The following is a 17,385-nucleotide window of genomic DNA, read 5'->3' as shown; positions in this document are numbered from 1 at the left end:
TTAAAGTGTAAAATTAAATTTTTCTTCAGAGAACTGCAATCTTTTATTAATGATTCATTTCTTTTTGTTTTATCTTTATTTACTATTCTTTTTCATGGAAAACTATATTTTATTATTTTTAATCGGACTTATAGCAGGAGCCCTTAATGCAGTGGCAGGTGGTGGGTCTTTCATTACTTTTCCTGCTTTTATTTATGCAGGAGTTCCCCCTATTCAGGCCAACGCATCAAGTACAGTAGCGTTGTTTCCCGGCAGCCTGGCCAGCGCATGGAAATTCAGAGAATATATTAAGCCGTTTCCTACTATCTCAATAAAGGCAATGGTTATCCTTACTTTATTGGGTGGGTGTGCAGGTGGGATACTGCTTTTATATACTCCATCAGCAGGTTTTAATTTAATTGTTCCATGGCTTCTTTTATTGGGTTCACTTGCTTTTGCCTTTGGAAAACAAATGGGTAATTGGCTTAGAAAAAAAATACATATTGGCTCCGGGCTGGTATTAGGATCTCAATTTATTTTAGGAATATATGGTGGTTATTTTGGTGGAGCAGTAGGAATTATGATGATGGCAATATGGTCATTATTTGGACTATCCGATATTAAAGTGATTAATGCTAATAAAACACTTTTTACAGGAATAGCAAATGCGGCTGCTGTTATTTTATTTATTTCAGCAGGAAAAATATATTGGCCGGAAACCTGTACCATGATGACAGCAACAATTTTAGGAGGTTATTTTGGAGCACATTTCACAAAAAAAATTGATCCGTTGAAGTTAAGAACCGGAATTGTAATTTTTAATTTTATCATTACCACTGTTTTCTTTATCAGAACCTATATGTAGACACCACGTATCTAAAAAAACAGTTCTGCCATCTCATACCAGAATGCAGAAGTAAAAAAGCCTACAGCAATACTGACTCCGATAATAAGATTCGTGAGTTTTGTATTCAGCCTGAACTGTTCTGCAATAATGCTTGAAGTAACCAGTGTAGGCATTGCAGCCTCAAATATGGTAATTTTGGCTATATCTCCTTTTATTCCTAACAGTAAAGCCAATCCAAAGACCATTGCCGGTGCCAGAATCAATTTATAAAGCATAGACATTGACATCTGGGGAATCAATTTTTTCCAGCCGTTAAACTTTAGCTGCAATCCTACTGAGAACAAAGCTAAAGGACTTACTGTAGCTGCCAGCTTATCAAAGAAAGGTTCCGCTGCTGTAAAATCTATAAACTGTGATAATATTAACGCCGAAATACAGCCTATTAATGGTGGAAATGTCACTAACCGTTTTAAAATAAACAGAGCACTCAGCTTTCCTGACCTGCTTCCTCCTTTCACTGCAGCGATAATACCCAGTGTTGAAAGGGCAAAAAACATAGTCTGATCACAAATTATAGCAATGCTTAAGAGTCCTTCTCCATAAAAGGCGCTAATCAAAGGAAAGCCGATAAATGAAGTATTGCTATACCCGCTTGCCAGTTCTAAGGTACTCCTGGAGCGCCTTGAATATCCTTTGCTTTTACTGTAGAACATCATAAAAAAGAAACAGAAAACAGAAATAAGAAAAGTCGCCACAATTGGGAACAGCATTTCTGTCGTCCACTTTACTTTTGGAAGATATTTAAATGAAACTGCCGGCAGAGCAAGATAAAGAATCCAGGTATTGATTCCCTTATGGGCATCAGGGTGGATAGATTTTGTTGCTTTGAATACCATTCCTGCAATAATGCATACTGCAATCAGAACAAAATTTATCATAACAATAGCGAAATATGGCGCAAATTTACGGCTGATTTTTGAGCTGGAAGGGTAAAACTTATATTTTTTTGAGTATTGTTTCTCATTTTTATAACCTTACGGGTTTAAGAAACCTATAAGGTTGATTATTTAGTAAGAATCCTGTTGCTGTACTCCATTTATTGAATAAGTGATCAGGAAATTGTTTAAAATACACCTCATCATCGGATGAAAAACAAAAAAAGGACTGGTTATCTGCCAATCCTTTTAACTTAAAACTGAGTAAGTATCTTTTAATCTCTCATCACTTCCCAAAGGCTCAATATTTCAATAGTATCCAAAGGTTTTGAAAGGATAATTCTCTTTGACGTTTTAGGTAACAGATCAAAATAGTTATCACTGAAATGAGTATCTCCGATTAAATAAACATCTTTTGCCAAGACATCAGTAGACAGTTCAATTTCGGTAGATGATATTTTCTTAACGGTAATGGTGGGCTTCAGAAGTTTTATATCTTTTGGTTTATTAAAAAAGAACAGCTTCTCCTGTTGTACTGAACCGTTTACAAAATAAATCCTTAAAACAGACTTTGACAAATCGAATTTTGAAAAGTTTTCTTTTTTTATTTCCAACTGCTTTTTACTTGAATTGGCCAATAACTGATCTTTGGTATCCACAGACCAAAGAACTTTACCCTCAAAGTCCATCAGCTCTGCTCCTGACCTGATTTCTAAATCATCAAGTAAATCACTGACAAAATAAATATCAAAAGCTTCCTTTGTTTCAGAAACAGATATTAATGTAGGTTCAAAACTTCTTTTTGCCTGGTAATGAAATGCTTTCCAGTTCCCCAGATAATCAATGGAAGACCATGAAACCACCGGCCAGCAATCGTTAAGCTGCCAGTATAGAGTTCCCATATTGTAAGGTCTTGCCCGGCGGTGGGCTTCAATAGCAATCTGCATTCCTCTAGCCTGCAGCAATTGAGAAATATAATTATATTTTACAAAATCAGTCGGAATTTTATAATCGCGCTGCATATATTCATTAATAATCTCCCAACCCCGGCTATGTTTTTCATGGGCCTTAATTGCTGGATTCTGCAAATTCAAATCCGGAACTCCGCTAAACATAGATTTTGTAGTTTCTAACGTGGGCATTCCCTGAAATCCATATTCAGACATAAAACGTCCTACTTTTTCATTGTAAATTTCAAAAGGTTGTTCGCCCCACCAGACACCCCAGTAATGAGAATCTCCTTCTGTAAGGCTTTCCTTATGACCCCACCCGATTGACGGAGAACTTGGCCAATAGATATTTTTATCTGCTGTAAGGTTTTCTTTTAATGTACTTGGAATAAGGTCATGAAAAAGTTTTTTATAGTCCTTCCAAACTTGTACTGAATCGTTTTTGGAATATTTAAACTGCTTCTGATATCCCCAGTTGACAATGGCTTCGTCAATTTCATTATTCCCACACCATAAAGCTATAGACGGATGGTTCTGAAGTCTGTTGACCTGATCTTTTACTTCTTCTTTTACATTGTTTAAAAATTCTGCATCTGCCGGATAAAAGCTTCCTGCAAACATAAAGTCCTGCCACACTAAAATTCCGTTTTCGTCACAAGCTTTGTAAAATTCATCATCTTCATAGATTCCACCTCCCCAGATACGAATCATGTTCATATGAGCTTCTTTGGAATCCCTGATCAGTTTTTGGTATTTTTCTTTGGTAATTCTTGGAGAGAAGCTGTCTGCAGGAATCCAGTTTGTCCCTTTTATATACAGTGGATTTCCATTAACTTTAAAATAGAAAGACTTTCCTTTTCCATCCTTTTCCTGTACCAGTTCTACTGTTCTCAGACCGATCTTCAGTGTTTCATCAGACAAGAGTTTTGAATCCTTCTGCAATGTAATATCTATATTGTATAAATAAGGTTCTCCCCAGCCATTGGGCTGCCAAAGTCTGGGATTTTGAATAGGGTAAGGAATACTGATCTTATTCTGTCCTTTTTTTAAATGTACAGTATTTGCGTCATGATTAATATTCATCGTATATTCTCCCTCTTTATCGGCAAATATTAAGGTATGAATATTGAGATCCGCATTTTTATCTGACAAACTTTTCTGCTCAATCTTCACATGGACCAATCTGGCTGTATTCCAGAATGCAAGCTTCACATCTTTCCATATTCCGGCAGTGACAAGCCTGGGTCCCCAATCCCATCCAAACTGATATTGTGCTTTTCTGACAAAACTTCTTGGTGATTCCGGCATTGTAAAAGGAACTTTCTGAGCCAAAGTCTTTCCTGTTGCGACTGCTGATTTAAATTTAACCTGCAATATATTCTCACCACTTTTCAAGTTCTGTTTCACCGGAATTTCCCATTTCCTGAACATATTATCCGTTTTTTTCAACAGTTTCCCATTAAGATAAATTTCAGAAAACGTATCCAGTCCATTAAAAACCAAATCTATATTATGGTATTCCAGTTCTTTTGGTGAAACTCTAAAGATGGTTTGATAATCCCAGTCTTCATTCTCAATCCACTGTACCTTTTTTTCATTCTCATCTTTGAAAGGATCCTGAATAATTTTGTTACTCATTAAATCCAGATGAACCGTCCCGGGAACCTTTGCCGGAAGCCAGTTTTTATCTTTTGAGTTTTTAAATTGCCACTGCTCAGCAGACAAATCTCTTGCTGAAGATTGTGCAAAAAGAATATTCTGAATGAAAAAGAGAGCAAAAAAGATAGTTTTATTCATCAATAAGTTTATTTACATTAAGAAATGTGTAGTAATTTTGTCATCATTCCGAGGAACGAAGGAATCTCATGATGTAGGTTGGGATTCCTCTGTACGTTCGGAATGACAAAACGAACTTTATATTACCACAATTACTTAGCCTTCAAAGCAACAACCTCATCGGCATTAGCAAAAGCACCGCCATCAGTAATTGCAGAAGAGTGAAAATAACCGGCATTGGTCAACGCCCGTATTTCTTCAATATTTGAGGAACGAAGTCCCCCACCTACAAGTATTTCTATTCTTCCATTGGAAAGTTCTACCAATTTTTTAAGGTTTTCCTTTCCTTCCGACACATTAGGTTTCTGACCTGAAGTGAGAATGGTTGTAAAACCACATTCTATTACTTTTTCTAAAGACTCTTCCAGGTCTTTCGCTCTATCAAAAGCACGGTGAAAAGTACATGGAAGTGGTGCTGCCAATTCTACCAAAGCGCTGTTTTGCTCACTATTCACCTCATCATTTTCGTCCAGAATACCAAAAACAAAACCATCAACTTTTAAAGATTTCAGGTGAGTCAGGTCATTTTTCATTTGCTCAAATTCTGCTTCTGAGTAGGTAAAATCACCTCCTCTGGGGCGGATCATCACAAAAATCGGAATGTTTATTTTCTCCCGAAGTTTTTGGGCTATCTGAAAATCAGGAGTGGTTCCACCTTCACTTAAACCATCACATAATTCTATTCTGTCGGCTCCGTTTTCAAAAGCAATTATTGCTGATTCCGGATTGAAACATGCTATTTCTATTTTTGACATTTTTACTTTTATCTACTAGTTAAACTTAGTTTCTTCCTGCAGCACATCCGCAATCAGAAAAGAACCGTTTTCTTTGATTACATTAATCTTGATTGGATATTCAGCTTTGAGTTTTTTATCCGAAAGAATAATAGCAAACAAAAAGTCTTTTTCACTTTCTGCAAGTATTTTACAACTTGAAACTTTGACTTCATCCCAGTCTTGTCCGCTTATTAGAAATCCTGCACCAATTCCTGCCTTCTGAACATCAAATTTCTTTCTCCACTTATCTTGAAACTCTTTTTCGGTAAGACTGCCATCCACATCCATATCAACATTCATGGCGTCTGTTTTATAATCGTAATAATCTTCTGTCGTCATTTTCCGCATCTCCCTATCCTGGTTACTTAGATCAGTTTTAAAATAATCTTCAATGCTTTTTTCCAACCATTTTTGAGCTTCTACGTCTTCATTAACCTTAGATTTTGCATCCTGAACTACCTCTTCTTTTACCTGGGGCTCGGGTTGTATTACATTCTCCTTCTTTTCTTCCTTACATGCTATAATTAAAAACAAGGAAGCGATAATCGTTCTTTTCATATTTTTGTTTAATCTATATTTTGTTTTGGCTAAAGCCAATATAACTGTAACTTATTTGTTGGAATACGCAAAGACGCAAAAGTTTGTTCATTTGTATGTTTATAAGACGCAAAGATTTTATCTCCGATAAAATTGATGAGTGTTTAGTAGAGAAAAATATACTTCTTGCTGAACATATTTGATTTTCTCTTACAACTTAAAAACAGCTTACTATTTTAAAATTTTTGTGTCTTTGCATATTCCAAATTCATTTATTTCAAAGCAAATTCGGGGGTCTCAAGACGGTTTCCTTTCTGGTCATATACCGCAAAGTTAAATCCATCCTGAATACAGTAAGATCCGTATTCTCCTTTCTTATTGAGGGCAATAAATCCTACCTGAATATCTTTTAAATTTTTGTTTCTTCTCTGATTGATCTTTACAATTCTCTCTACAGCTTCTTTACAGGCTTCCTGTGGATTTCTACCCTGTCTCATCAGCTCAACCACAAGGTGTGTTCCCACGGTTCTGATCACTTCTTCGCCATGACCGGTTGCTGTTGCTGCCCCTACTTCATTATCTACAAATAACCCGGCTCCGATAATTGGAGAATCCCCTACTCTTCCATGCATTTTGAAGGCCATTCCGCTGGTAGTACAGGCTCCGGAAAGGTTTCCCTGTGCATCCAGGGCTATCATTCCTATGGTATCATGATTTTCAATATTGGCAATAGGTTTATACTGGCTGGTTTTAAGCCATTCTTTCCATTCTTTTTCTGATTCGGGAGTAAGAAGATTTTCTTTTTTAAACCCTTGTGAAAGGGCAAACTGCAGGGCTCCATCTCCTACCAGCATTACGTGAGGGGTCTTTTCCATTACCGCTCTGGCCACAGAAATAGGATTTTTAACATGTTCCAGGCAGGCTACTGAACCGATATTATAATTTTCGTCCATAATACAGGCATCAAGCGTTACCCTACCATCCCTGTCCGGGCGGCCACCATAGCCTACACTTCTTTCTTTAGGATCCAGCTCTACAAGGCGAACTCCTTTTTCAACCGCATCTAAAGCTTTTCCTCCTTTCCCAAGAACAGTCCAGGCTTCTTCGTTGGCTTTTAGACCAAAATTCCATGTAGAAAGGACAATAGGTTTGTTTACCACTTTGATATTTTCCGGTAATTCACTAGCCATTAAGTCTAAAGGATTTACCGCAAGTGCAGCTGTTGCGATCCCCAGTTTTTTGATAAAACTTCTTCGGTTATTGTTCATTGTATTCAAAATTATATAATACGACGCAAATATCTAAAAAAAACTTCAATGACACCCTCGAAATGGTGTAACTAGAGCTTCGTCTATTATTTTTATTATCTTTACCTTTGTAATGGACTTATTCAAAACTTTCAGAAATATTGTATTCTTTCAGGAATTATCTGATGAGGAAATTACTATTTTGGTCAATATCAGTACTCCAAAACTCCTTCAGAAAAAAGAAAAACTGGCAGAACCCGGTCAGTCTTTCAATCATTTATTCATACTTTCCCATGGGTTATTAAGATTTTTCTTTGATGATGAAAACGGGGTTGAAACGAATCTCTTTTTACCTTCAGAAAAAGAAGCCGCTATTATGGAAAGTCCGGAATCTTATTTACAGGAAAGCAACAGAAAATACACCATTGAGGCTGTCATTGACACGCAGCTTTTCCTGTTTAATAAAAGTGAATTTGAAGAAACAGCATTTCAGTATAGAGGAATCTATACCATGTACCTCAGATCTTTAAAACAGATTATTGGTATATTAAAAGTACGCACTGAACAATTCTGTTCTACTTCTCCCCATTCCCGTTACGAAGATTTTCTGGAGAACCGTCCTTTTACCTCTCAAAATGCCAACAGAAAATATATTGCAAACTTTCTGGGAATTACCCCCAACTCTCTTTCCCGTATGACCGCAAGGATTCATAAAAAAAGGAACGAAAGAAAAAAATAACTTAGGAATATTTTTTCTCATTTTATTCCTCCTACTTTTGTTTACTCAAAGTACTAGTACACAAAATAAGTAAGCAGAATGAGAAAAATATCACCCATAAAAAAAGTATACTATTGAACAATCTTTAATCTTCCCAAAGATTCAAAGTGGCCGGCCGGATATTCATGATGGTAAGGTTACAACCTTGTTTTACACTTAATTTTCACTAAACCTTATTCAATTATTTTATGCAAAGAATATCCTTACTTCTTTGCCTGTTGTTATCATGTAATTTGATACAGGCATCAACGGGCAATATGGAAGACAATATAGCGAATGCCGCTTCATGGCTGATTTTATTTATTCTACCCATTGCGGGAATTTATCTTTTCTGGAAAGCTCATATCTATCCGGAAAAAGTAGCAGAAAAAAAGAATCATCCTCAATTGAATGCCATAAAAAGTATGTGCCTCCTTTCCCTTGTTTTCGGAGGTCTATTATGGCCGGTTGCTTTAATCTGGGCCAACTATGATTATGGTAATCAAAAAAAAGAAACAGACATTACGGAACCTGAAAAAGAACTTAATACGACAGAAAACTAACACTTATGCTGGAATTACTCATCGCCATATATGCCGGAATCTGCTGGCTGCTTATCAAAAAATTTAAACTTATTCCCTGGACATTCACCACACAGGTGGTTGTTTATTCTCTTCCTATTTTTGGAAGCATCGCTTTAATATTAAGCCTTAACTATTATTGTCCTATTACCTCTGATGTTAAAGTAGGAAACAGAAGTGTAGATATAACAACCCAGGTTCTGGGAAAGGTAAAAAAAGTATATGTAGCAACCAATCAGGAAGTAAAGAAAGGAGATACATTATTTGTTCTTGACAGAGAACCTTATCTACAGGAGATCAAATCTTTGGAAGCCAAACTCAGTAATATGAAAGCTACTGTAAGCTCTTATAATACTGATATCTCTGCTTCCCAGAAAAACATTTCCGGTTTACAATCACAGCTGGATCTTGCCAACAAAAGAGTGAGGCAATATCAGGAATTGGTAGAAGCTGGAGCAGCTAATAGATTTGATCTTGAACAAGCTGTAACCAATGCACGTGATTTACAATCCCGTATCAGTGCAGCACAATCCCAGCAACAGTCTTTGGAAACCAAATCCAATGCTTCCTACAACGGAGAAAATTCTTCTGTATCTGAAATCCAGGCTAAACTGGAGCAGGCAAAATGGAATTTATCTCAAACGGTTGTTTTGGCTCCTACAGAGGGAATCATTCCTAATGTTCAGCTTAATGAAGGGGCAATTATGGCACCTTTTAAATCAGCATTTGTTTTAATTCAAAAGCAACAGTCTATTATCGGATTTTTTGCTCAGAATGAATTGGAAACGGTGAAAAAAGGAGATGAAGTAGAGCTAGCCCTTAAAACAGAACCGGGAAAGGTGGTGAAAGCCAGACTTGAATATGTAATTGATGCAACCAGCCAGGGGATTATGAATAATGCGGGAGGAATGCTGGGAGGAAATGGTTCTACAGCCGGACTTCCTGATACTGCCAGACAATTACCGGAAACAGACGGAAAGCTTATTGCAAAATTTGTACTGGAAGAAAACCAGGAACAACTCACTGTAGGAGCAAGAGGAACTGCGGTCATTTATTCTGATCATATCAAACCATTGCACCTTATCCGAAAAGTGATGGTTCGTGTAAGCAGTAAAATTAACTTCCTGATTCCCAAACTTCATTAAAATGTATAAAAAATTAATTTTATTGGGAATACTTTCTATAAGTTTAAGTTCCTGTATAGGCTATAAAGAGCCCACTAAAGAAAATATGGCCCAACTCAAGGAGAACAGTGAAATTGCTACTCACATTCAAATTCCGGATGATTGGATTTTTGACAGAAAAGCAAATGCAAGATCTCTTTCCTATGAATGGATTACAGATATAAAGACACCTCAATTAGAAACACTTATCAATGAAGGGATGCTGTATAATGCAGATATTATCATCGCTAAAGAAAAGCTTAATCAGGTTGAATTGGCTATGGAAATTGCAGGAAGTGATCTTTATCCCAGTATCAGTGCTGTTGCCAATACATCTCATAATTTGGTGAGCGAAAGGCAAATCCAGCGTCTGGCGTTAAAAGCAAGTTGGGAAATAGATTTATGGGGCAAAAATAAAGCTTCACAAATGGCGAGTACAAGTGATTATTTTTCTGCAAAATACCAAAATATCCTCTTGCATCAATCTATAGCCATGATGATAGCTAAAGCTTATTTTTTAAATATTGCAGGAAATATCCAGGAGTATAAAATTGAAACTTATATTCAAAAATCAAAAGAGCTGGAAAAGCTATATATGATTCAAAAAAGGGTTGGAACAGCTAATGCATTAGATTTATCCAATATATCTGCAGAAATTATTTCACTACAGGGATATCTTGAAAAGATCAAAAATGCGAATACCCAATCCAGAAGATCATTGGAATTACTGACAGGAAAATATCCGGAGGGAAAACTAAGTACACAAAATTCTTTTACTCCCTTAAAGAATGATATCCCACTATCTTTTCCATTGCAGCTTTTAGAAAGCAGGTCAGATATACAGGCTCGCCATTTCCAAATAGAAAAAGCTTTTTACGAGGTACAGCAGGCTAATGCGGCAAGGCTTCCTTCATTGAGCATCAATACTTCTTTAGGAACAGCCAGCAGTAATGCTGAGTCTATCAATTCTTTGTTTTCCAATCCATTATTAAAAGTAGGCAGCGGGCTGGTTTCCCCGGTATTCAACCATGGAAAGCTTAAAAAAAATGTAGAAATAAAAAACTCCCAACAAAAGCAAGCTGTAGAAGAATATTCAAAAACAGTTCTTAATGGTTTGAATGAAGTAGAATCATCTTTAGCTAACCTGCATTCTATAGAAAAACAACGTTTTTATAACCAAAGTGCCATCGATGAACTTAAAAACAATATTGAGCTCACTCAAAAACAGATAAAAGTGGGTTCAAGTAATAGTTTTATACTGGTTCGGAAGCAGCGGGATCTTCTTAAAAATGAAATGAATCTCATCAATCTGGAACTTCAGTACAGGATAGAACGGATCAACCTCTATATGGCTTTAGGAGCAGGAAACTTCATATTTTCATAATTTTATACCAAAAGACTGCTGATAGAATCAGCAGTCTTTTTTATTCAATACCCATCAAGTCTTTAGGAATTATCACGTCTTCAACTGTGATGTATAAAGTTGGCCGTTGTCTATATTCGACATCAATGTGGAAGTTTATCTCTGAAATATCCATATACCCATGTTCCTGCAATGGCACTTAAAAGGGTAACGGATACGGCTACAGCCCCTGTTCCTATCTGAGCAAAGAGTGGCCCGGGACACGCCCCCGTAATCGCCCATCCAAAACCGAAAATCACCCCTCCGTAGACCTGACCTTTATTAAATTTTTTAGGGGACAGTGTAATAGGCTCTCCGTCAATTGTTTTTATATTCATTTTTTTGATCAGCCATACTGAAATGATTCCCACCAGAACAGCACTTCCAATAATTCCGTACATATGGAAAGACTGCAGGCGAAACATTTCCTGTATTCTGAACCAACTGATCACTTCGGCCTTCACAAAAATAATTCCGAATACTATTCCTGCTATAAGATATTTCAGGTTATAATACCATTTATATTCATTGTCATTCATATTGATATTTTTCACATCACCTCTATAACTATTTTTTCCTATTTTTTTTCTCATTTTAATTCTGTTTCTAAAATTAGACTTATAAAGAAAGGATTACCGGCAGAATCAGATTGGCCATTAAAAATCCACCTATCATAAAACAGATGGTAGCGACTAAAGACGGCCACTGTAAATTGGAAAGTCCCATAATAGCATGTCCACTGGTGCATCCTCCTGCATATCTGGTTCCGAATCCTACCAAAAACCCACCTACCACCATCATGATAAAGCCTCTCAGGGTAAATAAGCTTTGAAAATTCATCAGCTGTACGGGAACAAGGTTGCTATAATCTGTAATTCCATATCCGGCCAATTCTGTTTTCAGATGGTGATTAACGGTTATTTCTGCGGGATTCATTAAAAAATTGGCGGCAATTAAACCTCCGAAGAAAATTCCCAGTACAAAAAACAGATTCCAGGCCTCTTTTCTCCAGTCGTATTTGAAAAAGCTCACATTGGCCGGTATACAGGCAGCACATATATGCCTCAGCGAAGAGCTTATCCCGAAGGATTTATTTCCCATGATCAGTAAAGCGGGAACGGTAAGCCCAATCAACGGACCTGCAATATACCAGGGCCATGGTTCTTTTATAATCTCCAACATCTTTATTTTTTTAATCTAATTTATTTAAAACTTTAGTCTGACACACAAAATCACCTTTTACCAGGCTTTAAAACCTTCTAAAAAACCTAAAACCTGATCTAAACCTACTTTATCACAGCTTCTTTTTCAGTTTGCCTGATACAAATTTCCTGCTTTCTAATTTTTTATACCGCTACTTTTGTTACATAAAGATGAATAGAGATACAAATAGTAAGATAAGCCATTACTAGGAGGAAGCCTGGACAGTACGTGAACGTTAAAGTTCATGGATATAACCACCCCGTCAAAAATTCTTTGAATTTTCGCCACCCCTCCAGCGGAGGGGAATGTGAGTACTTTTTATTAACTTGGATTTTTGCTATAAATTGTCTTTTTTCAGAAGAAGGATTTTGTTTCTGCCCAGTTTTACTGTTCCTTCTTCTTCCAGCTGTTTAAGAAGTCTCGATACCACTACCCTGACTGTTCCCAGCTCGTTGGCAAGCTGTTCATGAGTTGTAATGATCGTTTCAGAACCAGTAATTTCAGATTTCTTACAGAGAAGATTCAGTAATCTTTGATCTACTTTTTTAAAAGCAATCGCATTGATGATATCCAGCAGCTCTTCAAAACGTTTATGATAAAGTCTGAAAATATAATCTAACCACTCCGGATGTTCTTTAATAAACAGAGAGGCCTGATCTACCGGCAGGAAAAGAATCTCCGCTTCTTCCTCTACCTCAGCTTTAACAATACTTTTCTCATTGTGCATTCCCCCAAGGAAAGACATAATACAGCTTTCCCCGGATTTGATATAATACAGCAGGATTTCCCGGCCGTCTTCTTCCGTCCTGATCACTTTGATCATTCCTTTCATTACAATAGGAATAGCGCGAATGGAAGCATTTTCGTCTAAAATAATATCTCCTTCACTGTAATTTTTCGTTGTTCCCAACCGGTATAGCTTTTCTACAAGATCCGGTAATGATGAGAATTCTGAAGAAAGTACACTTTCCTGCATTGTTAGTTCAATTTTGGCTAATTTACGCCAATTTCATCAACAAAAAGCCATGCTTTGGAATCTGCTCCGGGGTTTCCTGCCGGAATAATCCCTGCATTTTCTATGATCACCTTCAGGTATTTTGCATTTTGAGAACCTGCATTCAATTTGATTTTTCCTTTGGCATTTTGAATCTCTTCTTTTCCGATCTCTTTTATGAGTTTAAAATTCTTATTATCATCGGAAACAAAAATTTTAGCCGATTTAGCGAGATGAATCCAGCTTCCTTTATTTTCAAGGGTATTAAAATAAACTTCTGAAAAACCTGTTTTCTGTCCAAAATCTATGGTTGCTACCACATCTTTCCCATCAAAGCCCAGCCATGTTTTACCAAGCTGTTTCATATTGCCTATAATCCCATCTACCAAAGTGGAAGCGCCACCAAATGAATAATTTTCACTCGGCTGATTTTCAAGAGTTATTTTTTTTCCCGTAGTTTTTGAAATAGTAAACTGTTGTGAAGATATTGAACTTTTCAATTGACCATTTTCAAAATAAGCTGATTTGACAGTCATAGACTTAGGAATTGAAATGGGCCCCTGGTAATTTTTTGAATTGATCATTGGATCTGTTCCATCTAAGGTATATCTTACTCCCTTTGCATCTTGTGAAGTGGATAATTCATAGGTAATGCCGTTATTACCGGGAACTATTTTTCCGGTAATATTGTAAATACTTTTAGCATAATTAACACCCATTTTATCCAAAACTTTGAACTGACTAATCACTCTGTTTTCAAATTCTTTATAATTTTTAGGATCTGATGTTCCCCATCCTACTTCTGAAAGGGCCATCAACCTCGGGAATATCATATATTGAACCTGCTTAAAATTATCAATATATTCTGTCCAAAGATTGGCCTGAACTCCCAATATATATTTTGCCTGTTCTGCATTCAGTTCTGCAGGAATCGGATTATAAGAATACACTTTTTCCAATGGAGTAAAGCCTCCGAAAGCATTGGGTTCTGATTGTGGATCTCCCTGATAATGGTCAAAATAACAGTATGCTCCCGGTGTCATCACTGCAAAATGTTTTGCTTTTGCTGCTTCAATTCCTCCGTTTACTCCGGTCCAGCTCATTACCGCCGCATTAGGAGCTAATCCTCCTTCTAAAATCTCATCCCATCCGATGATCTTTCTGCCTTTGCTGTTCACATATTTTTCAATCCTCTGGATAAAATAGCTTTGTAAGCCATGCTCATCTTTTAAATTATTTTTCTTAATCAATTCCTGGCAATGGGCACATTCTTTCCATCTTGTTTTCGGACACTCATCACCCCCAATATGGATATACTGAGAAGGAAACAGCCGGATCACCTCATCTAAGACATTCTCCAAAAATGTGAATGTTTCATCTTTGGGACAGAAAACATCATCCATAACGCCCCATTTTGTTGCTGATTCAAAAGGTCCCTTTGTACAGGCCAATTCAGGATATGCTGACAATGCAGACAATGCATGTCCCGGCATTTCTATTTCCGGAACAACGGTTATATGTCTTTCCTGTGCATATTTTACCACCTCTTTTATTTGTTCCTGGGTGTAAAAGTAAGGTCCATAAGGTTTTCCGTCAAAAGTATTATCAGCGTAAGCACCAATCATGGATTCCTTACGTTTAGAGCCTATCTGGGTAAGCTTTGGATATTTTTTAATCTCAATTCTCCATCCCTGATCATCGGTTAAATGCCAATGAAAAGTATTTAATTTATACATGGCCAGATAATCAATGTATTGCTTTACTTCATCAACAGTAAAAAAATGTCTTGATACATCTAAATGCATTCCACGCCATGCAAATTTAGGCTGATCTTCAATTCTTAAGGCTGGAATTTTTTTATCTTCTCTATGCTCTTCAAAAAGCTGAATCAATGTCTGAAGCGCCAGAAAATATCCCTGTTTTGTATAGGAACTGATAAAAATTCCTTTTGGAGAAATAGTAAGTGTATATTTTTCTCTAACATCTTCAGTAGTAACAGGAATTTTTGGTTGTGGAACCAGCGCCTGGGTAAGGTGGGCCCCTTCTGTTTTACTGCTGTATTTAAATTTAACCAGTGAACCGAGACGTTTTTTGAAATAGTCTGTTTCCTCTTTTGGAAGCTTGTCATTCAATACCAATGTTTCAGGAATTATAAATTCCCCTTCTGTTATGTTTACAGTTTGGGGATAGGGAATTAAATTAGGCTTTTTCTGGGCGTAAAAAACAGTTGAAAAAAGAGCTGAAAGCACAAGAATAAAATTTCTCATTGAAGGTGTATTAATGTTTTAGCTAATATAACTTTTTTCTAAAAGCCTTTAGTTGTTTAGTTATTAAAATAGCGCTTAAGTTTTTGAAATTCTTTGCTTCCATTCTTTTACATTATTTTTTTAAACTTACCTAAACATTTAAAATAAAAAATTCGTTTTTTTTTCTGGTTTACTTTTTGATAAGTGTAAGCAATTAAGGAATTAAACATTTAAATTTGTAAAAAAAATACGATGAAAAAAAACATTTTTATAGCAGCCGGGTTATTATTTTCAATTTCTACACAGGCTCAGCTTTTAGATATTTTAAAATCTACAGTGAAAGATAAAACAGGTGTTGATCTGAATGCTCCTGTAAAAACAAAAGGTTCTGCAACCACAACCACACCTGCTACTTCTACGAAGATACCCGCTACTTCAACAGCCAATCTAGGAAATCTCACTTCCTCACAGATTTCATCAGGATTAAAAGAAGCTTTAAGCATGGGAGTGACCGATGGAGTAAAGAAACTGGCTTTAACTGATGGTTTTTTCAAGAATGAAGCTGTAAAAATTTTAATGCCTGAAAAATTAAGAAAAATAGATACTACATTGCGTTCTCTGGGAATGGGAAGTCTTGCTGATGAAGGAGTAAAATTATTAAACAGAGCTGCTGAAGATGCGGTAACGGAAGCTGCCCCTATTTTTGCCACTGCAATTACCTCCATGACAATTACAGATGCTAAAAATATTTTGTTGAGTACTGATAATGCTGCAACCAATTATCTTCAAGGTAAAACTCAGAGCCAGCTATTTACGGCTTTTCAGCCTAAAGTAAAAGCATCTCTTGGAAAAGTGGGTGCAGACACAGTATGGAAAAGCCTTATTTCAAAATATAATACCTTCACAGGACAGGCTGTAACTACTGACCTTAACGAATATGTGACTACGGAAACCATCAACGGGGTTTTCAAAATGGTGGCTCAGAAGGAAAGTGGAATACGAAACACTCCGGCAATGAGAACTACAAGTATTTTGCAGAAAGTTTTCGGAGCACAGGATGGGAAATAAAAAATTAGCTTGATACAAACCTCAGCATTACAATATAAAAAGACTGTTTCATTATGAGACAGTCTTTTTGTTTGACTTTAATTTCTTCTATTTTGAAATTGAAGATTTGATGTAGTCAATTTAAAAAGTATAAAAACCTTGTCAGTGGCAAGGTGCTTTTATTTAGAATTGCATTTCAGGAATTTCTCCTTCAATGATCAAATCTGCTTCAGTTGATTTTATAATATGTTCTACTGAAACACCAGGAGCCCTTTCTATCAATTTAAATCCTGCCGGTGTTACATCCAAAACGGCTAATTCAGTAACCACTCTTTTTACACAGTTTACTCCTGTCAGTGGAAGTGTACATTTTTTCAGGATTTTGCTTTCTCCAGCTTTGTTGACGTGCATCATGGCTACGATAATATTTTCGGCGGAAGCTACTAAATCCATAGCTCCTCCCATTCCTTTCACCATTTTCCCGGGAATTTTCCAGTTGGCAATATCTCCGGTCTCTGAAACTTCCATCGCTCCAAGAATGGTAAGGTCTACCTTCTGGCCACGGATCATTCCGAAGCTGAATGCAGAATCGAAGAATGAACCTCCTTCTAAAATAGTGATTGTTTGTTTTCCGGCATTGATGATATCTGCATCTTCCTCACCTTCGAAAGGGAAAGGTCCCATTCCCAAAACTCCATTTTCACTTTGGAATTCTACGGAAATACCATCCGGAACATAGTTGGCAACCAATGTAGGAATTCCTATTCCCAGGTTTACATAATAGCGATCTTTCAGTTCTTTTGAAATTCTTTTGGCAATTTGTTCTTTTGTAAGCATAATAAAAACTTAGACTGCAATTTAATTATTTTCAACTGAATACAAAAG

At 36.5% G+C, this 17,385-nt stretch carries 16 protein-coding genes; 6 read left to right on the top strand and 10 right to left on the bottom strand.

The annotated features are described in order from the left end of the window. Window positions 1–94 precede the first annotated feature (94 nt). On the top strand, window positions 95–844 hold the full coding sequence (locus tag LQV47_RS04765; protein WP_230034390.1) for a sulfite exporter TauE/SafE family protein: 750 nt from the start codon (window positions 95–97) through the stop codon (window positions 842–844). Between the two features lie 11 nt (window positions 845–855). Here the strand turns inward: LQV47_RS04765 and LQV47_RS04760 are convergent, their stop codons facing one another. The 5 genes from LQV47_RS04760 to LQV47_RS04740 form a co-directional block, all read right to left on the bottom strand. Then, a complete protein-coding gene (locus tag LQV47_RS04760) occupies window positions 856–1,764 on the bottom strand; it encodes an AEC family transporter (protein ID WP_230034388.1) in 909 nt (302 codons plus the stop codon). Window positions 1,765–2,036: 272 nt separating this feature from the next. After that, a complete protein-coding gene (locus tag LQV47_RS04755; RefSeq protein ID WP_230034386.1) occupies window positions 2,037–4,508 on the bottom strand; it encodes a glycoside hydrolase family 2 protein in 2,472 nt (823 codons plus the stop codon). A gap of 131 nt (window positions 4,509–4,639) precedes the next feature. Next, on the bottom strand, window positions 4,640–5,302 hold the full coding sequence (locus LQV47_RS04750; protein WP_230034384.1) for a copper homeostasis protein CutC: 663 nt from the start codon (window positions 5,300–5,302) through the stop codon (window positions 4,640–4,642). 15 nt (window positions 5,303–5,317) lie between these two features. Continuing rightward, complete coding sequence (locus tag LQV47_RS04745) at window positions 5,318–5,881, bottom strand: hypothetical protein (protein ID WP_230034382.1); 564 nt, start codon at window positions 5,879–5,881, stop codon at window positions 5,318–5,320. A 251-nt stretch (window positions 5,882–6,132) separates the two neighbouring features. Continuing rightward, window positions 6,133–7,128 carry a N(4)-(beta-N-acetylglucosaminyl)-L-asparaginase gene (locus tag LQV47_RS04740; RefSeq protein ID WP_230034380.1) on the bottom strand — a complete coding sequence of 332 codons (996 nt, stop codon included), beginning with the start codon at window positions 7,126–7,128 and terminating at the stop codon, window positions 6,133–6,135. A gap of 112 nt (window positions 7,129–7,240) precedes the next feature. Between LQV47_RS04740 and LQV47_RS04735 the strand changes: the two genes are divergently transcribed. From LQV47_RS04735 to LQV47_RS04720, 4 genes are all read left to right on the top strand, one after another. Next, window positions 7,241–7,846, top strand: coding sequence for a Crp/Fnr family transcriptional regulator (locus LQV47_RS04735; protein ID WP_230034378.1), 606 nt, complete (start codon window positions 7,241–7,243; stop codon window positions 7,844–7,846). Between the two features lie 296 nt (window positions 7,847–8,142). Next, on the top strand, window positions 8,143–8,427 hold the full coding sequence (locus tag LQV47_RS04730; protein WP_230034376.1) for a DUF3302 domain-containing protein: 285 nt from the start codon (window positions 8,143–8,145) through the stop codon (window positions 8,425–8,427). A 5-nt stretch (window positions 8,428–8,432) separates the two neighbouring features. Beyond that, window positions 8,433–9,590 carry a biotin/lipoyl-binding protein gene (locus LQV47_RS04725; RefSeq protein WP_230034374.1) on the top strand — a complete coding sequence of 386 codons (1,158 nt, stop codon included), beginning with the start codon at window positions 8,433–8,435 and terminating at the stop codon, window positions 9,588–9,590. A gap of 1 nt (window position 9,591) precedes the next feature. Then, window positions 9,592–10,992 carry a TolC family protein gene (locus LQV47_RS04720; RefSeq protein ID WP_230034372.1) on the top strand — a complete coding sequence of 467 codons (1,401 nt, stop codon included), beginning with the start codon at window positions 9,592–9,594 and terminating at the stop codon, window positions 10,990–10,992. A gap of 122 nt (window positions 10,993–11,114) precedes the next feature. Here the strand turns inward: LQV47_RS04720 and LQV47_RS04715 are convergent, their stop codons facing one another. The 4 genes from LQV47_RS04715 to LQV47_RS04700 form a co-directional block, all read right to left on the bottom strand. After that, window positions 11,115–11,549, bottom strand: coding sequence for a DUF6691 family protein (locus LQV47_RS04715; RefSeq protein ID WP_230034923.1), 435 nt, complete (start codon window positions 11,547–11,549; stop codon window positions 11,115–11,117). 79 nt (window positions 11,550–11,628) lie between these two features. Continuing rightward, window positions 11,629–12,192 carry a YeeE/YedE thiosulfate transporter family protein gene (locus LQV47_RS04710; protein ID WP_230034370.1) on the bottom strand — a complete coding sequence of 188 codons (564 nt, stop codon included), beginning with the start codon at window positions 12,190–12,192 and terminating at the stop codon, window positions 11,629–11,631. 358 nt (window positions 12,193–12,550) lie between these two features. Further along, window positions 12,551–13,189: a Crp/Fnr family transcriptional regulator gene (locus LQV47_RS04705; RefSeq protein WP_230034368.1), complete on the bottom strand. Its 639-nt coding sequence runs from the start codon at window positions 13,187–13,189 to the stop codon at window positions 12,551–12,553. Window positions 13,190–13,206: 17 nt separating this feature from the next. Further along, on the bottom strand, window positions 13,207–15,474 hold the full coding sequence (locus LQV47_RS04700) for a family 20 glycosylhydrolase (protein WP_230034366.1): 2,268 nt from the start codon (window positions 15,472–15,474) through the stop codon (window positions 13,207–13,209). 231 nt (window positions 15,475–15,705) lie between these two features. Here LQV47_RS04700 and LQV47_RS04695 point away from each other — a divergent pair, with 231 nt between their 5' ends. Next, a complete protein-coding gene (locus LQV47_RS04695; protein ID WP_230034364.1) occupies window positions 15,706–16,521 on the top strand; it encodes a DUF4197 domain-containing protein in 816 nt (271 codons plus the stop codon). 162 nt (window positions 16,522–16,683) lie between these two features. On the opposite strand, the gene LQV47_RS04690 is transcribed toward LQV47_RS04695, so the two are convergent. Further along, window positions 16,684–17,337: a CoA transferase subunit B gene (locus LQV47_RS04690; protein ID WP_230034362.1), complete on the bottom strand. Its 654-nt coding sequence runs from the start codon at window positions 17,335–17,337 to the stop codon at window positions 16,684–16,686. Window positions 17,338–17,385: the final 48 nt, after the last annotated feature.

The organism is Chryseobacterium sp. Bi04 (assembly GCF_918698085.1).
Classification (GTDB): Bacteria; Bacteroidota; Bacteroidia; order Flavobacteriales; family Weeksellaceae; genus Chryseobacterium.
Note: the sequence above shows the minus strand (reverse complement) of the source record. Positions and strands in the feature narration are given on the sequence as shown.